Raw genomic sequence first — 16,693 nt, forward strand, 5'->3', positions numbered from 1 at the left:
TATTTTTACAATATATAAGCTGTTTTCTTGGATATATGACAAAATGGTTGATTTTCGAAGAATTTGCTATCTTCTTAAATCACCGGATTTTGACCGGAAAGTGGGTGGACATGCTCCGGATTATCCAATGTAGAATGAAAAAGAGAATAACTCGTAAAATGAACTCTTCCATCATCGATGCGAAATTCCATTGCAAAATCCTGCACCTTATCAAAAACGGGTTCTGCAACAACTCCTCCCTGATTATTTATAACACGTTTACACCAATCTTGTTGTTTATCGGTGATACCTCCTTTAATCCACACAAGACCTTTACCACTTCCGGAGAAAGGCATTTTCAGCACTTTGTCTCCATTATCAGAAGAAAGAAATTTCAATACATCGTTTATTTCGGTAAAATAATGAGATTCTCCACAAAAGAATGGATGCTCTGCTTGTAAATCCGTTAACAATCGAACAGCATTCTGACGACTCGAATATTCTCGAATTCGTTCTAACTCATCCAATGATGGTAAAGATGCAACATCCATACCTGCATCGATCAACTTCTTTCGCAAAGAAGGATTCCATCCCCATGGAATTACATTCTCACGGGAGAAAGAAGAGAGGTCAGAAAAAGAAATTAAGGAAACATCGAGCGAGAACACCTCTTTTATTCGATCTAAGAAATCCCTATTATAACGATCCTCAGCAATAATTGTTGATCCATCCCCGGCATACCACATCGGCAAAATGGCCAAATCGTTTGCCATTTTCCATGCAGAAGCCGGTGGTGTGTAGAAAGGGTTAAAATTGGCTAGTGCAAGATCGTTTTCGGGATTAAAATAAAACATGAAAAGATTCTTTGTTGCAACTAAAAAAACCGCCGAACAGGAGATAAACCCGTAAGGCGGAAAAAAATTCATTGAGCGGCAAACGAGACTCGAACTCGCGACCCTTAGCTTGGGAAGCTAATGCTCTACCGACTGAGCTATTGCCGCATTTCATTGTGCAAATATAACAGATTTTATTATTCAATGGATAACTTCCGAGTAGTTTTTATCGTTTTTTCTACAAAAAAATAATTATCTTTGCATACTCAAAAGATCGGGATGTAGCACAGTTGGTTAGCGCGCCACGTTCGGGACGTGGAGGCCGGGTGTTCGAGTCACCTCATCCCGACAAAAAGCGAAAATCGGATTGACTTTCGCTTTTTTTTGAATATTTTATCGATCGGTTTACGCTTCTTTTATAATTGGTACTTCTCTTTTAATACTCTGACTCAACGAAATCATCGTTTCTGTTGCAACTACGCCGGGTATTTCCTGAATACGGTTATTGAGCAAATCCATCAAGTGCTCATTATCGCGAGCATAAAGCTTGATAAGCAACGTATAGGGCCCGGTGGTAAAATGGCATTCTGTCACTTCCGGAATTTTTTCAAACTCGGGTATGACATTTTTATACATTGAACCTTTTTCGAGTTTAACACCGATATATGCACTTGTGGCGTAACCCAGAACCTTAGGATTTACATTGTATCCCGATCCAGTAATCACATCGTTTTCAATCATCCGTTGAACACGCTGATGGATAGCTGCGCGTGAAACGCCACACTGTTCGGCTACATCGCGGAAAGGGATGCGGGCATTTTGAGAAATAATTTCTAAAATCTGCTTATCTAATTTATCGATTTTCCCCATAGGAATAAATTTTTACCATGAATAACTTTCAAAAATAATAAATTTCTTTCAGAGATTGACATTTTGAAAATAAATTTTCAAGAAAAATCGATTTTGTATATGAAAAAACGACGATTTAAGGGAATTTGAAAACAAAAAACAAAAATCATCGGCCTCTTTCCAAAAAGAAAGAAGCCCATTTCATATCAAAAGCGGTGGTTATTTTTATATTTTCTTCATTCCCATCTACTAAATGTATTTCGATGCCATATTCTTCTGCAACAGAGGCATCGTCTGTAAAATAAGACCGATAATCGACATTATAGGCTTGCTTCAATAGATGCGCCGGAAAAACTTGAGGCGTCTGAACCAATTTTATCGAATTACGATCGATAGGTTTACTACTCCCGTCTGGAGCAATAATTCGAACACTGTTTTTTTCATCTACCACCGGAATTGCACCGCACTCAAAAAGAGAAGATTCTCGAAAACAACGGTCAATAACCTCAGGTGAAACAAACGGCCTTGCAGCATCGTGAATGGCGACAATTTCATCATCAGAAACAATCGATAAACCGTTTCTTACCGAATGAAAACGGGTTTCCCCTCCTTCAACCGTGACTACCGGAATGGTAAAATGATATTTTTTGCATAGGTTGTCCCAAAGTGAATAATAATCGCGAGGAAGCACAACCACAATTTTCATTTGACGATTGCATGCATAAAAAACCTCGATAGTATGCATCAGCATGGGTTTATTCCCAATAAGCTGAAACTGTTTAGGCACCTCACCCCCCACACGTAACCCTTTACCACCGGCAACGATGATTGCACTATATTTTTCGAATGTCATTTTTAGTGCTGTTAATCAATATCATCCAATAATTTCTGCAACTCCTCGTCGGTTTTTGTCAATTTTTCTTTACAAAAAGCAATAAGTTCCGATGCACGCTTAACCTTTTCAGTCAATGCATCCACATCCAGTTCACCCGATTCGATAGCCGCTACTATAGCTTCGAGTTCTTTCTTAGCTTCTGAATACGTTAGTTTCTCCATTATTCCTTCAATTTTTTTACTTGTGATACTATTTTCCCATTCCAAAACAACGTTTCAATCAGCTCATCGATCTGTAATTTTTCAGCAGAGGTTATAATCTTTCCGGCTTTCATAGTGATGGTATAACCCCGCTTCAAAATATTTTCCGGGGAAACCATCCGAATATACTGTTCGCTAACCAAAAGCGTTTGCTTTTCGTTTTGTAATCGCTGTTCCAATGCATGTCGAAATCGCAGATTACGCTGTTGTTCTTGTTGTTGTAATAATTGGATCATCCGATTAACAAAATGTTTAAGTCTGAAAGCCGTTTGTCCGATTAAAGCCGATTGATCGCGCATGAATGCAGTGGAAAAATGATAAACTTCTTTCGACAATACAGACAACCTGAATTTTTCACGCTGTAAAAAATCCCTACTTACCGCTACCAATCGTTTTTCCAAATCTATCAATTCAGCGAAAGATTTGGCAACATGACCCACAAAAAACTCAGCAACCGCAGTTGGAGTTTTCGCACGCGTATGCGAGACAATATCCAACACAGTGACATCACGCTCATGCCCAATACCTGAAACTATAGGTAAAGGAAACTGAGCACAATGAGTTGCCAGTAAATATGAATCGAAACAATTTAATTCAGAAGTAGCCCCTCCACCACGTATTATAGCTACGGCATCAAATAAATGCCGGTATGCATATATCTTTTCTAATGCAGCAATGATAGAAACTTCACTTTTTTCTCCTTGCATGACGGCAGGAAAAAGTTTGGTATAAAAGACCAGTCCGTACGGATTTTTTGCCAACTGATCACAGAAATCCTCATAACCTGCCGCAGTGGGTGAAGAAATAACGGCAATACGATTGCATAATTCGGGCAGAGTCAACTCCTTGTTCAACGTCAGCACTCCTTCTTCTTCCAATCGCTTCAACACCAGCAAGCGATTTTTTGCCATTTCGCCCAAAGTAAAGGTAGGATCGATATCCACCACATTCAGAGAGAAGCCATAAATTTCATGAAAATCCACGCTCACACGTACCAGCACTTTTAATCCCGAAGTAAACGGTTGTCCTGTTTCTCCTTCGAAATAGGTTGACAACATTTGGAAAGTGTTTGCCCAAATCATTCCTCTGGCACGAGCAAGAATTACCTGCGTTACCGGATCTTTTTCAATGAATTCGAGATAACAATGCCCATTTTGATTTCGCCTCACATCACTCGTTTCTGCCCGTACCCAATAGGTATCGGGAAAATTCTTACGAATAGTATCACGAACAGAACGGTTGAGTTCAGACAAAGACAACGATGATTTTTGCATATAAATCATAATTTTATACGAACAACGTATTGATCTAATGGAGTATCGATGACAAAATGGATAAACTTGTTCCCTTTGCGAACTTTCTCGGGCAAATAAAACATAACTGAATAATTTTCATCAACCGGTAAGCCTGTAATTTTAATTCCATCTTCATCAAGCATATTCACTCGGTATGAATCGTTTCTGAACTGCGGATCTAAAAGCGTCAGCACATAATTTTTACCCCCTTGATCAGGTCCAACAGCAAAATACGCATTTATTACTTTTTTATCAAAAGCATTTACTGTTTTCAATACTTCTTTCATCGCTTTCCCGAAATCGAGAATACCATAACCGTAAATCGTATCGGGAAGTGCATATCGGCTGGACGAACGCTTCACAATATCCACCAACTCATTCCTGTTCAGCAGAGGATTAATAGACCATAACGATGCAATAAGTCCGGCAAGAAAAGGCGAAGAGAGAGAAGTACCGTTAGTCATTCCGATTATGCCGTCACTGCCAATAGTAATGGTCCCAGATCCCACAGAAACCAAATCGGGCTTGATTCGTCCGTCTGCTGTGGGTCCTGCAGAACTGAACGGAGCGATTACACTATCTGTTCTTATGGCACCAATAGCCAATATATTTTCAGCATCGGCCGGGACGGTAATTTTTCCCCAAGGTTTTTTTCCCTCATTACCCGCACTCGCAATCACCAACATGCCTTTCTCAAAGGCTTTATTGGCAGCCGATGTCATAAGCGATGTTTTCCCGTCGAGCTGAAGATGAGAATAACTTAACGTTTTGTCGTCGAAATCGTTATATCCGAGAGAAGTATTTATCAAATCCACACCCACACTGTCGGCATATTCAATAGCCGCAACCCAGAAATCTTCTTCCACAGGAAATTCGGTTTTACTGTCTTCCGAACGAAACAGCCAATAATTTGCCTTAGGAGCAGACCCCATCATCAGGTCAGGTTGATCAACGGCCATCGTGGAAAACACTTTTGTGCCATGATCATTAGCCGAAAAAATATTACCTGTAGGAACAAAATCGCGGTATCCGAAAAGGTTTACATCATCAAAATAAGGAATCACATCACAATTGGTGAAACCTGCATCAATTATGCCCACATGCATTCCCTTTCCCTGAAATCCGGCTTTTATCATTGCCTCGGCATTATGTACGCTGAATTGTTTTTCGGTAAAACCAAAATAATTATGAAAATCGGGTTCATCTTCACAACGAATTCTTCCAAGACGAGGTCGCATGAAATTAAAATGATGGGTTACTTGACCTCTCCACACATATTTCACGGAATCGACAAATGGCAACGATTTTATCCGATCGATGGATGCACTATCGCAAAGTTGAACCACGCAGGTATTAAACCATCTGCTTTTCGATACAATTTTTCCACCCTCTTTTTCTATGCTGCCGAGGTATTCGTTTGAAACCGGAAAATCCAAGGAGTCTACCGCTACGTTTTGACGGGATTTCCGTTCTAAAGATCGCTTCGATAAAAATTTTTCGGGTTGAAATACCGAAAAAGAGTGATCCCCTTTATCGGTAAGATAGACACGAAACATATATTCGAAAGAAGATTGCCCAAACAAAAAAGCGGAATAAATAAAAAATAAAATAGATATAAGCGTACGCGTCATAATTCACTCCTGATTCGAAAAGCAAGTTACTTGAAATTATCCCGAATTTTATGTTTCTTTTTTAAAACGAAATAGAGAATAACGGAAGCAATGAGAGATATCGCAATAATCAGCACATATTCACCCCAATTACCGCTACGCCGATAGCGGGGCAAACTAACAATTGCCATCACAACCGTATAAACAATCAGTATTACAGGCAATAACACATAAGACTTTACTTTATTTTTCACCGCCATCGAATTTTATAATTCTCCCCTCTTTTTTTAAACAACTTGCAAATTAACCGATTTGCTCCAAAACAGAAATCAAATAGTCATACGTGTTTTCTACCGACTCTATTTCAACCGATTCATCGGGAGAATGCGCTCCTTTTATGGTGGGTCCGAAAGAAACAATATCCACTTTATGCCCCATATTCGATTGAATAATCCCGCATTCCAATCCGGCATGAATAACGGATATGATCGGACGTCGTTCAAATTTTTCGAAATAAACTTTTTCCATTGTATGCAACAATTCCGAATCGATATTCGGTTGCCAACCGGGATAATCGCCGCTGATTTCCACTTTGGCTCCGGCCAGTAAAAATACACTCTCAACCGACGAGCAAACCCATTCTTTTCGACTTTCGCAAGAACTGCGAACCATTAATTTAACTTCAATTTTACCTTTTGCAGATGTCACTGCCGCCAAATTGACAGAACTCTCCACTACACCGGGAAAATCGGCCAACATGCTCATTACTCCATTGGGACATCCTTCTATAGCATTAACGATATCATCTTGAATTTCAACAGGTATAAGACTTTTGGGTAATTTCACTTTTTCTGCCTCGAAAATAATCCCTTCTTCAATCCCCCGATACTCCTCATTAAAAAGATCTTCGTATTCTTTCACTAAATCGATCAAATCTTCTGATAGTTGTTCGGGAATAGTGATCACGGCAAATGCTTCCCGCGGAATGGCATTTCGCAACGATCCCCCTTGTATGCTCGACAAACGAGCTTCGTAATTTCTTATCGCATCCTTAAGAAAACGATTTATCAGTTTAATGGCATTAGCCCTGCCTAAATGAATTTGAGCTCCCGAATGGCCACCTTTCAAACCCTTAAGGTTGACTCTGAAAGCAACATCGCCTGCCGCTATTTCCGTATCGTCTTTATATTGAATCGTTGCATTCACATCGGCTCCTCCGGCACAACCCACACATAATTCGCCTTCCTGTTCTGAATCGAGATTAAGCATGAGCGTCCCGTCAAGCAGACCTTTTTTTAAGGAAAAAGCACCATTCATACCCCCTTCTTCATCGACGGTGAAGAGAGCCTCGATAGGTGGGTGCTGCAACGATTTATCTTCAAGAACAGCCATAATCATGGCGACACCGATGCCGTTATCTGCTCCCAATGTTGTTGAACGAGCTCGTACATTTTCTCCATCTATATAAGCGTCAATGGGATCTTTTGTAAAATCATGAATGGTATCCGAATTTTTTTGAGGAACCATGTCCAAATGAGCCTGCAAGATTACCGTCTGTTTTCCTTCAAAACCTTTTGAAGCCGGTTTCCGAATAAGGACATTACCTGCCCTATCTTGAAAAGTCTCCAAATCAAGTGATTTACCGAAATCCATCAAAAATTTGGTCACTTCTTTCATATGTCCTGTTGGTCGTGGAATTAGCGTCAGTTCGTAAAAATGATGCCACACGTTTTGGGGCTTCAGATTCGATATTTCATTTTCAGCCATAAAAAAGTATTTAGTTCGTTCTCTCTCCATTCTGCTCTTCTATTTTTTTAATTCTACCTCAACTATTTGGTGTTGTACCGTTCTTTTCATATAAGGCAATGCCATAATACCAACTACTCCGCATAATATAATCCATACGGATTGAATCGTAAACACAGCCCCTGCAAAAGCCCCCGCTTCTTCGTAACCTACACCCAAAATAACCAACGAAGAAATTACCATAAAATGCCATGCACCTACTCCGCCCTGCACCGGTACTGCAACTCCTACATTACTCATCGTAAAAACAATCAACCCTGCAAGGGGCCCCAACCCTTTCGTAAAATCAAAAGCATAAAAGCAGATATAAAAATACAAATAAAATGAAAACCACACGAGTATAGTATAAAAAACAATCCGTTTTTTCTCTTTCATTTGAGCTACCATTTTTAAATCGCGGATCACACCTTTAAAAAAAATACTCATTTTCTTTACCGGTGAAGCATTTTTGAATACCTTGAATACAACAAAAAAAATAATAACCGAACCAATCAAAATGCCATAAAACCAAACCGAACTGAAAAAGTGTACAATGTTTTCGCCATAATCGGGATTATTCCGAAAATAAGAAATGAAAAAGTCGAGATATAGAATCATACTCAAGATAACAAGTAAAACAGACGCAAGCAGATCGAAAATCTTATCCACCAGATAGGTTTCGAATGCTTTGGAAAATGGCACTCCCTCATAACGGGTAAGTGCTGCACACCTCCAAACATCACCTGCGCGTGGCAACAAAAAATTTACGGCATAATTGCCGAGCGTAGCATAAATAACACTCAGTCGTTTGGGGTGATATCCCAACGAATTTATAAATACCTCCCATCGCAATCCACGAATAATGTTTCCGATAAGTCCGAATATAAGTGAAATGAGAATAAATTCAAGATGTGCATTTTTCACAATTCCCCAAAGCGTATTTATATCAGTATTCCGATACAGAAGCCAAACGATAAGAAGCCCCATAGCAAGCGAAAGAACTGTTTTTAGGATATCTTTCAGGGATTTCGAATTCATATCGTTTCAAATTTGACTTTTATTTTTACTATATATCACTAGAAGAAATTGGTCGTGAAAGCATAACAGCCTTTGAAATAAAACAAACCATCTTCATGTTTTTTAAACACATGGTTTATGCCTGTTTTTTTAATAAAATCCTTACCTTTGCGCCAACAAAGATAAGGATTTTAATTTAATAACGCATGTTGCCGGTAAAGCCGAAGAAAAATCTCGGGCAGCATTTTCTGAAAGACACGGAAATTGCAAAACATATAGCTGAAACGCTCGACGGATTCCCTTTGCTACCTATTCTGGAAGTAGGGCCGGGAACCGGCATGCTTACACGCTATCTCATTGAAAAAAAGCGCAATCTGACTGTCGTTGAGATTGATCGACAATCCACCGCCTACTTGCGCGAACACTTCCCGGAATTAGGAAACAAGATTATCGAGAACGATTTTTTGAAATTAGATCTTGGAAAACTCTATAATAACAGTGCATTTTGTTTAATCGGAAATTATCCATACAATATTTCGTCACAGATTTTCTTCAAAGTCCTCGACAATAAAAACATCATTCCCTGTTGCGCAGGTATGATACAAAAAGACGTGGCCGAACGCATAATTGCTCCTCCGGGAAACAAAACATATGGTATCCTCAGTGTTTTGCTGCAAACATGGTACAATATTGAGTATCTTTTCACGGTGAGTGAACAGGCGTTCATCCCTCCGCCTAAAGTCAAGTCGGCAGTTGTGCGACTCACACGCAACAAGCGAGAGAAGCTCGATTGCAACGAAAAATTGTTCAAATCGGTAGTGAAAACAGGCTTCAACCAGCGGCGCAAAATGCTGCGAAATTCCCTAAAATCGCTACTGCCCGATGAAAGTCGGTTGCCCGATGACCCTTTACTTAATCAACGTCCTGAGCAATTATCCATTGCACAGTTTGAAGAACTTACCAACTTATTGGAGCCACTGGCAAAAGACATCTCATCTAGAGAAAAATAACGGATTTATTCACCGATTAAAACTCAATTAAAAAATGGCCGAAATTAAACTTTTCTATCATAAAGACGGCGTTATCAGAGTAAGCCGCAGCCTTGATTTTTTAAAATCGACACCCATTCAAAATTTTTTGTGGATTGATCTTATCGACGTGGATGAAGAAATAGAAAACGAACTCGAAGACTTTCTTAAAATATATATCCAGGAAGAAGAAGAGATGATCGAGATCGAAATGTCGTCTCGTTACATCGAAACTAACGATACGTTAGTGGTAAATTCCAACTTTCTGTTATCGAATTTCGAAAGTGATCCCGTTTCTTTTATTCTTAAAAACAATATATTGGTAACAGTTCACAGCCAGGAACTCATTTCGTTTCATGAAACCATAAAAAAAATATCAGCCAATCCCAAAAGCTACACGTCCGGAGTCGACGTGCTGGTAGCTCTTTTCGAAACACGGGTCGAATTCGACGCCGATATGATTGAAGACATGACCCAAAAGATCACCCAGCTCAGTAATAGCATCAGCCTTCAAGAAGCGGATGAAGAGCTCCTATCTGAAATCAAAAACCTTCAAGAAAAAACCATGATGCTGCGCGAGAATATTATCGATAAGCAACGAACGGTTTCGAGCATGATTCGCAGCGAATTCATACCGCCCGATCATCAACCCAAACTCAATATGATCATTAAAGATATCAATTCGCTGATCGAACACGTAAAATTCAGTTTCGACCGTCTAGACTATCTGCAAGATACCTTTCTGGGTTATGTAAATGTGGAACAAAACAAAATCATCAAAATATTTACCATCGTTTCTGTTGTTTTCATGCCACCCACACTCATTGCCTCCATTTACGGTATGAATTTTCGTTATATGCCCGAACTCGACAAAAAATGGGGATACCCTTTCTCCATCATCATCATGGTTTTATCAGCCGTTTTTATTCTGCTTTTCTTCAAAAGAAAAAAATGGCTGTAATGCCGGCATTTATTCCAGCATGAAATTCATTTGGGGTTTCTTTTCCGGAAAAAACGATCGCAAAGGTTCATCTTTCAGCGAAGTATGATATCCCAATAAGAGCTGAACTAATTCTCCAACCCCAACTTGGAAAAGGGGATCACGTTCTTTGTAATGTCTTTTGCAGTCTCCTCCTTGAACAACAAAAGTATCGGCATTTTCGGGCAATATAGAATCTTTCACCGAAAGCGAGAAATTTTTGTCACGGTATTGTTGCGCAAAAAAACGCAACAAGGTTTCTGCGTCGATTATCCGAGCCATTCCCATAAGGTTTCGTTTAGGAGGAAATCCAAAAAGAGCAGCCTCCTCCACAATCGACCGAAAATCGTCGAACGATTTCTGCACCGTCACATCCTTTTCTCTGAACCATTCATCAAACTCGCAATAAGCTCCATATAAATCGTCGGGGTGACGAGCAAGCAATTCCTTCAACGAAGGCAACTCTTCCCTGCCCGCATCAAATGCCGGAGCAAAACCAAATCGAGCATAAAAATCCACCAATCCCGCTTCTTGAGGAACCAATAGACTAAGAGGGATATTTCTTTTTCTCATTTCATGAAAAGACTGCTTCAAAAGGGTAGACATATATCCTTTTCTACGGTATTCAGGCAACGTACAAGCTCCCGAAATATAGGCGATGGGAATTTCTCTTCCACAAAAAGAGAACATGTATGGCAACATTTGCAGTGATGCCACAGGTTTGCCGTCTTCAACATACACCAAGGTGTTTTCGTTACGATATTTATCACGGAAATAGATATCCATATATGCCTCAGGATCACCAAAAACAGTTTTCCACATTTGTCGTACCTGAGGCGCTATCGTATTATCGGCATATTTTATCATTTGTAACTCAATTGGCAATTGGGTGATCAGTTGAAAACAAATACTGATATTCAGCCAAGAAAAATTATTTGCTTTTCAACCTTAAAATGTATTTTTCCAACAAAATATCGGGTCGATAAGAAAGTTTCGCTTTACGTAACGATTTAAGTCCCATATCTTCTTCTCTATTGATATAAGTAAAATCACTCGCCTCGTGTTCCACGAATTGCTGATTAATAACAGCATATGCCTCAGGCACATCCTCACTCATCGCCTTCTCTACATGCACATCAAGCGTATCTTCGGTAAGTTTTGAACCAATGGAGAAAGCAATCATCTGCCCTTCAATGCAAATTACACCCCCTCGCAATTCCAAATATTCAAAATTATCGAGCATCATCCGTGTTGCATAATGATCAAACCTAAGCGATAAATCCTTATCTTCACCTTTCTCCTCCATCCATTTTTCCAACATTTGCTTGCACTCCTTCACCAAGTCAGGTCTCCCCGTCAATGATTTATACGACCAATCATACTTTTTTTTGAATCGGTTGACGTAATTTCGTTTACTCTGCAACTTTCGCCCTTTCAAATAGATAAGTTTATCTGAAGTGTAAATATAATCAAATAATTTTCTATCGGATGTTTTACGGAATGCTCCCGGCATCGCCATTTCAATTTCGTTCCACATTTGAGGGGTGACACTTCTTAACTGAAAAGGAGTATCAAATTGAGAAGAATCATCTATCAAGGTTGTTATGGCTCTTTTTAAATCACCCTTCCCAAGAGGTTTAAGATAAGATGTGTTATTTTCATCGTCTTTAAAACGAATCAATAACCAATCGTTATCTATTGTAAATTCAGTTTGATATTTTATTTCCCAACAACATAAATTAGTGAAACAAAATTCGGAAGCCCGATAATTTTGTTGATCCAAAAAAGGCTTAATAAGAGGCTTATCACTAAGTTCCACTTTTTTAAATGATAACATATATAATTTTTTTTGATTTGTTTATACAATAAAAAACAATCGGATATGAAATTTTTCTTTCCGACTGCGTTCCTTAAAATAATAAGTATTGTGTATTTAAAAAGGTTGGAACCCCATAATTTGCCGTACTTCTTTCAGTGTTTTCGATGCACTCTCTCGTGCTTTTTCTGCTCCTTCTGTAGTTACTTTGTGTAAATAAGTATCGTCTTTCTCTATTTCCAAAATGCGTTTACGAATAGGAGAGGTCACTTTGATAATATCCTCAGCAAGTTGCTTTTTCATGTCGCTGTAGCGAATCTCACATTTATTCCAAAGCTCTTCATAATGTTGCACTACTTCGGGCTCTGAAACCACGTTCATAATGGTGAAAAGATTTTCGATATAATCGGGCTTAGGTGAATTGAATTCTTTGGGTCCCGAGTCGGTAAGTGCTTGTTTTACCTTTTTTTCGATCACCTTGGGTTCATCGGAAAGATAAATGGCATTTCCTTCGGACTTTCCCATTTTCCCACTGCCATCCAAGCCGGGAATTTTAATTAATTCTTGCCCAAAATTATAAGCAACGGGTTCTTTAAAATATTCGACACCGTAAAAATTGTTGAACCTGCGGGCAAAACGACGCGTCATCTCCAGATGCTGTTCCTGATCCTTTCCTACCGGCACTTTATCGGCATGATGAATAATAATATCGGCAGCCATCAAGGTAGGATACGTCAGTAAACCGGCATTAATATTATCGGGTTGCTTGCGAGCTTTCTCTTTAAAAGAAGTCGTTTTGGCTAACTCACCCAAATAGGCATGCATGTTAAGATAAAGATACAACTCGGCTATTTCGGGGATATCGCTTTGTAAGTAAATAATCGACTTTTCGGGATCGATACCTGCTGCCAGATAATCGACCAATACATTTTTTACATTTGCATGTAACGATTTGGGGTCGGGATGCGTCGTGAGTGAATGAATATCGGCGATGAAGAAAAAACACTTGTTTTCGTCCTGCATCCGAATAAAATTGCGCAATGCACCAAAATAGTTTCCTAAATGTAAATTTCCCGTTGAGCGAATGCCGCTTACTACTATATCCATAATATCATATTTCGACCAAAGAAAGATCTGTTTTTAATTTCACCATGCAAAGTTACATGATAATTTCCAATTTACACAAAGACCACTAAAAATAACAGAGAGGTGTAAAGTCAACCGGCAAGTGTAAATTTACACTAAATGTTTGTAAAACTCATTTTTTAGTGAATTAAAATCGGATAATACCAAGTCCGTACCAAGGCTGCATCTTCCTCGCTCCAAGTCCGCTCCAAAATTTTGCTTTTTTTACTGCAAATATTCAAGAGGGTTTTATCAATAATCAACGGAATCCGACATTTTTTTCCTTACCTTGATGCAAGCATGAAGCGGACATGAAACATCCACTTAGCAGAATTATAGAATATCGTTCATGAACATAGTAAGCAAAATTCTTTTATCTTCATCCGAATTTTCTAACAGAAAAGGAACAAAATATGATCTTCATTCGCAAAACGCGTTTAACCATAGCTATTTTAACCCTCTTTATGCTCACAGAACACATGTACAATAGGTATAAAGAAAAATTTCTGCAAATAATCCTTTTTATGATGCTTAAAAATGTTTACTTTTGCACGACGATTGAAATCTGTAAAGATTAAAATAGAACAAATACGTACAAATACTTAATTATAAAACTTTATGAGTTGGTTAATAAAATCTTCCATTGGCCGCAAATTCATCATGAGCATTTCCGGCTTATTTATGATTCTTTTTTTGCTTTTCCACATGTCAATGAACTTGGCTTTGGTATTTTCATTGGAAGCCTATGACAAAATTTGTGAACTATTAGGAGCAAATTGGTATGCTATTATCGGGACACTTGTTTTAGCAGCAGGATTTGCCGTGCATATCATTTATGCCATTATGCTTACTTTACAGAACAGAAAAGCCCGTGGCAAAGAACGCTATGAATCCTCAAGCAAAACTCCTACCCAATGGTCGTCCAAAAACATGTTTATACTGGGGCTGAGCATCTTGCTTTTTTTAATTCTTCACTTGTATCAATTATGGTACAATATGCAGTTTAAGGAATTGATTGGTGACCCTACCGCTGTAAGCAAAGGGTCGGAGCTGGTAGTTGGCCTCTTTCAAAATAGTTGGGTAGTGCTCGTCTATCTTGCCGCTTTCGTGCTGTTATGGTTTCACTTGACTCATGGTTTTTGGAGTGCATTACACACCATCGGCTGGAGCAACAAAGTGTGGTTGAAACGCATAAAAGTAATCGGGAATATTTTTGCAACTCTCATCCTGATCGGGTTCTCGATTATACCCATTTACCTACATTTCGCTTATTAAAGTGGCTGTTACCCCGTAATTATCACAATAAGTCAATAACGAAAATTTTCAGATATGAATCAAATAAACTCAAAAATCCCCGAAGGGCCTCTTGCCGAGAAATGGGCAAATTATAAAAACCACCAAAAACTAGTGAATCCTGCCAACAAAAGACGACTCGATATCATTGTCGTAGGTACAGGTTTAGCAGGTGCTTCGGCAGCCTCATCGCTAGGTGAACTCGGATTTAATGTTCTCAATTTCTGTATTCAGGATTCCCCTCGTCGCGCACACTCTATTGCTGCGCAAGGAGGAATAAATGCCGCAAAAAATTATCAAAATGATGGCGACTCCGTTTATCGTTTATTTTACGATACCATAAAAGGAGGCGACTATCGTGCACGCGAAGCCAATGTTTATCGATTGGCCGAAGTTTCAAACAACATCATCGATCAGTGCGTTGCCCAAGGCGTACCGTTTGCTCGCGAATACGGAGGGTTGCTCGACAATCGCTCGTTTGGAGGTGCTCAGGTTTCGCGTACTTTTTATGCACGTGGACAAACAGGGCAACAATTGTTGGTTGGTGCTTATTCGGCATTGAGTCGTGCCATTCATAAAGGTCAGGTAAAACTGTACACCCGCCGTGAAATGCTCGATTTGGTTGTAATTGACGGCCGTGCTCGTGGCATTATCGTGCGCAATCTTGTTACCGGCAAAGTAGAACGTTACGCAGCTCATGCCGTTGTTATTGCAACCGGAGGTTACGGAAACACGTTTTTCCTCTCTACAAACGCCATGAATTCTAATGGATCAGCAGCATGGCAATGCTACAAGAAAGGAGCCTATTTCGCTAATCCGTGCATGACGCAAATCCATCCCACGTGTATTCCCGTTCACGGAGAATTTCAATCGAAACTGACCCTCATGTCAGAATCGCTCAGAAACGATGGGCGCATATGGGTACCGAAGAAAAAAGAAGATGCCGCGGCTATCCGTGCAGGTAAACTAAAACCGACCGACATTAAAGAAGAAGATCGTGACTACTATTTGGAACGCCGCTATCCGGCTTTCGGTAACCTTGTACCTCGCGATGTTGCATCACGCGCAGCCAAAGAGCGTTGCGATGCAGGTTATGGTGTAGGACCCACAGGGTATGCGGTTTATCTGGATTTTTCAGATGCAATTAAACGCTTGGGGAAAAGTGTTATTGAGGAAAAATACGGTAATCTTTTTCAGATGTATCAAAAAATTGTGGATGAAAATCCATACGAAACTCCAATGATGATTTATCCGGCCATTCATTATACGATGGGAGGAATCTGGGTAGATTACGAACTGATGACAACTATACCGGGTCTTTTTGCTATCGGCGAAGCTAATTTTTCAGATCATGGAGCAAATCGTTTAGGGGCTTCGGCACTGATGCAGGGATTGGCAGACGGATATTTTATCCTCCCTTACACCATTCAGAACTATCTCGCCGATCAGATTCAGGTACCACGATTCGATACCAATCGTCCCGAGTTCGATGAGGCAGAAAAAGGTGCCGAGGAACGCATTTCCAAACTCATGAATATCAAAGGGAAATATCCTGTTGACTATTTTCACAAGAAATTGGGACACATCATGTGGGAATACGTGGGCATGTCTCGCAATGCAGAAGGATTGAAATTTGCACTTAAAGAAATTAAAGCATTGAAAAAAGAATTTTGGACCGACGTTCGTATTCCCGGAACAGATGAAACGGTGAATCCCGAACTTGAAAAAGCCCTTCGTCTCGCCGATTTCTTTGAAATCGGGGAACTTATAGCTCTTGATGCTCTTTCACGTGAAGAATCGTGTGGCGGACATTTCCGTACAGAATATCAGACGCCTGACGGTGAAGCACTTCGCAATGACGAAAAATTCTCCTTCGTTTCCTGTTGGGAATATCAGGGCGAAGACAAAGAGCCTATTCTGCACAAAGAACCTCTAAATTATCAATTCGTGGTTCCTCAACAACGTAATTATAAGTCATAAAACAAAAAT

Annotated in this window: 16 protein-coding genes and 2 tRNA genes; 5 read left to right on the top strand and 13 right to left on the bottom strand. The window is 39.6% G+C overall.

The genetic code is table 11. The annotated features are described in order from the left end of the window. Window positions 1-74: 74 nt before the first annotated feature. Entirely contained in the window at window positions 75-833 is a 759-nt protein-coding gene (locus tag OLM34_RS04425; protein WP_264405510.1) for a hypothetical protein, read from the bottom strand. A 74-nt stretch (window positions 834-907) separates the two neighbouring features. Further along, a tRNA-Gly gene (locus tag OLM34_RS04430) sits at window positions 908-980 on the bottom strand. Window positions 981-1,087: 107 nt separating this feature from the next. Between OLM34_RS04430 and OLM34_RS04435 the strand changes: the two genes are divergently transcribed. Beyond that, window positions 1,088-1,161 (top strand) — tRNA-Pro (locus OLM34_RS04435). 56 nt (window positions 1,162-1,217) lie between these two features. Here the strand turns inward: OLM34_RS04435 and OLM34_RS04440 are convergent. The 8 genes from OLM34_RS04440 to OLM34_RS04475 all read right to left on the bottom strand — a co-directional run bounded on the left by OLM34_RS04440 (window position 1,218) and on the right by OLM34_RS04475 (window position 8,484). Continuing rightward, window positions 1,218-1,682, bottom strand: a complete 465-nt coding sequence (locus OLM34_RS04440; protein WP_264405512.1) for an Lrp/AsnC family transcriptional regulator — start codon at window positions 1,680-1,682, stop codon at window positions 1,218-1,220. Window positions 1,683-1,827: 145 nt separating this feature from the next. After that, entirely contained in the window at window positions 1,828-2,514 is a 687-nt protein-coding gene (locus tag OLM34_RS04445) for a 2-C-methyl-D-erythritol 4-phosphate cytidylyltransferase (RefSeq protein WP_264405514.1), read from the bottom strand. Window positions 2,515-2,525: 11 nt separating this feature from the next. Then, window positions 2,526-2,717, bottom strand: a complete 192-nt coding sequence (gene xseB, locus OLM34_RS04450) for an exodeoxyribonuclease VII small subunit (protein ID WP_264405515.1) — start codon at window positions 2,715-2,717, stop codon at window positions 2,526-2,528. After that, on the bottom strand, window positions 2,717-4,030 hold the full coding sequence (gene xseA / locus OLM34_RS04455) for an exodeoxyribonuclease VII large subunit (RefSeq protein ID WP_264405516.1): 1,314 nt from the start codon (window positions 4,028-4,030) through the stop codon (window positions 2,717-2,719). The genes xseB and xseA overlap by 1 nt, the downstream gene beginning before the upstream one ends. Window positions 4,031-4,035: 5 nt before the next feature. After that, on the bottom strand, window positions 4,036-5,682 hold the full coding sequence (locus tag OLM34_RS04460; RefSeq protein ID WP_264405517.1) for a S8 family serine peptidase: 1,647 nt from the start codon (window positions 5,680-5,682) through the stop codon (window positions 4,036-4,038). 26 nt (window positions 5,683-5,708) lie between these two features. Further along, window positions 5,709-5,915 carry a DUF3309 family protein gene (locus OLM34_RS04465; RefSeq protein ID WP_264405518.1) on the bottom strand — a complete coding sequence of 69 codons (207 nt, stop codon included), beginning with the start codon at window positions 5,913-5,915 and terminating at the stop codon, window positions 5,709-5,711. A 49-nt stretch (window positions 5,916-5,964) separates the two neighbouring features. Beyond that, complete coding sequence (locus OLM34_RS04470; protein ID WP_264405519.1) at window positions 5,965-7,458, bottom strand: aminoacyl-histidine dipeptidase; 1,494 nt, start codon at window positions 7,456-7,458, stop codon at window positions 5,965-5,967. A 9-nt stretch (window positions 7,459-7,467) separates the two neighbouring features. After that, on the bottom strand, window positions 7,468-8,484 hold the full coding sequence (locus OLM34_RS04475; protein ID WP_264405520.1) for a lysylphosphatidylglycerol synthase transmembrane domain-containing protein: 1,017 nt from the start codon (window positions 8,482-8,484) through the stop codon (window positions 7,468-7,470). 185 nt (window positions 8,485-8,669) lie between these two features. Here OLM34_RS04475 and rsmA point away from each other — a divergent pair, with 185 nt between their 5' ends. Both rsmA and corA read left to right on the top strand, forming a co-directional pair. Further along, complete coding sequence (gene rsmA / locus OLM34_RS04480; protein WP_264405521.1) at window positions 8,670-9,473, top strand: 16S rRNA (adenine(1518)-N(6)/adenine(1519)-N(6))-dimethyltransferase RsmA; 804 nt, start codon at window positions 8,670-8,672, stop codon at window positions 9,471-9,473. Between the two features lie 34 nt (window positions 9,474-9,507). Next, window positions 9,508-10,452 carry a magnesium/cobalt transporter CorA gene (corA, locus tag OLM34_RS04485; protein WP_264405523.1) on the top strand — a complete coding sequence of 315 codons (945 nt, stop codon included), beginning with the start codon at window positions 9,508-9,510 and terminating at the stop codon, window positions 10,450-10,452. A gap of 9 nt (window positions 10,453-10,461) precedes the next feature. Here the strand turns inward: corA and OLM34_RS04490 are convergent, their stop codons facing one another. From OLM34_RS04490 to trpS, 3 genes are all read right to left on the bottom strand, one after another. Next, window positions 10,462-11,337 (bottom strand): GNAT family N-acetyltransferase, encoded by an 876-nt coding sequence (locus tag OLM34_RS04490; RefSeq protein WP_264405524.1) that lies wholly within the window; start codon window positions 11,335-11,337, stop codon window positions 10,462-10,464. Between the two features lie 64 nt (window positions 11,338-11,401). Then, window positions 11,402-12,307: a DUF2156 domain-containing protein gene (locus tag OLM34_RS04495; protein WP_264405526.1), complete on the bottom strand. Its 906-nt coding sequence runs from the start codon at window positions 12,305-12,307 to the stop codon at window positions 11,402-11,404. A 96-nt stretch (window positions 12,308-12,403) separates the two neighbouring features. After that, window positions 12,404-13,393, bottom strand: coding sequence for a tryptophan--tRNA ligase (trpS, locus tag OLM34_RS04500; RefSeq protein WP_264405527.1), 990 nt, complete (start codon window positions 13,391-13,393; stop codon window positions 12,404-12,406). 636 nt (window positions 13,394-14,029) lie between these two features. Between trpS and OLM34_RS04505 the strand changes: the two genes are divergently transcribed. Further along, window positions 14,030-14,686: a succinate dehydrogenase cytochrome b subunit gene (locus OLM34_RS04505; protein ID WP_264405528.1), complete on the top strand. Its 657-nt coding sequence runs from the start codon at window positions 14,030-14,032 to the stop codon at window positions 14,684-14,686. A 54-nt stretch (window positions 14,687-14,740) separates the two neighbouring features. Beyond that, a complete protein-coding gene (locus OLM34_RS04510) occupies window positions 14,741-16,684 on the top strand; it encodes a fumarate reductase/succinate dehydrogenase flavoprotein subunit (RefSeq protein ID WP_264405530.1) in 1,944 nt (647 codons plus the stop codon). Window positions 16,685-16,693 lie beyond the last annotated feature (9 nt).

It is taken from the genome of Anaerorudis cellulosivorans, assembly GCF_025943985.1.
In the GTDB taxonomy this organism is placed as follows: Bacteria; Bacteroidota; Bacteroidia; order Bacteroidales; family Dysgonomonadaceae; genus Anaerorudis; species Anaerorudis cellulosivorans.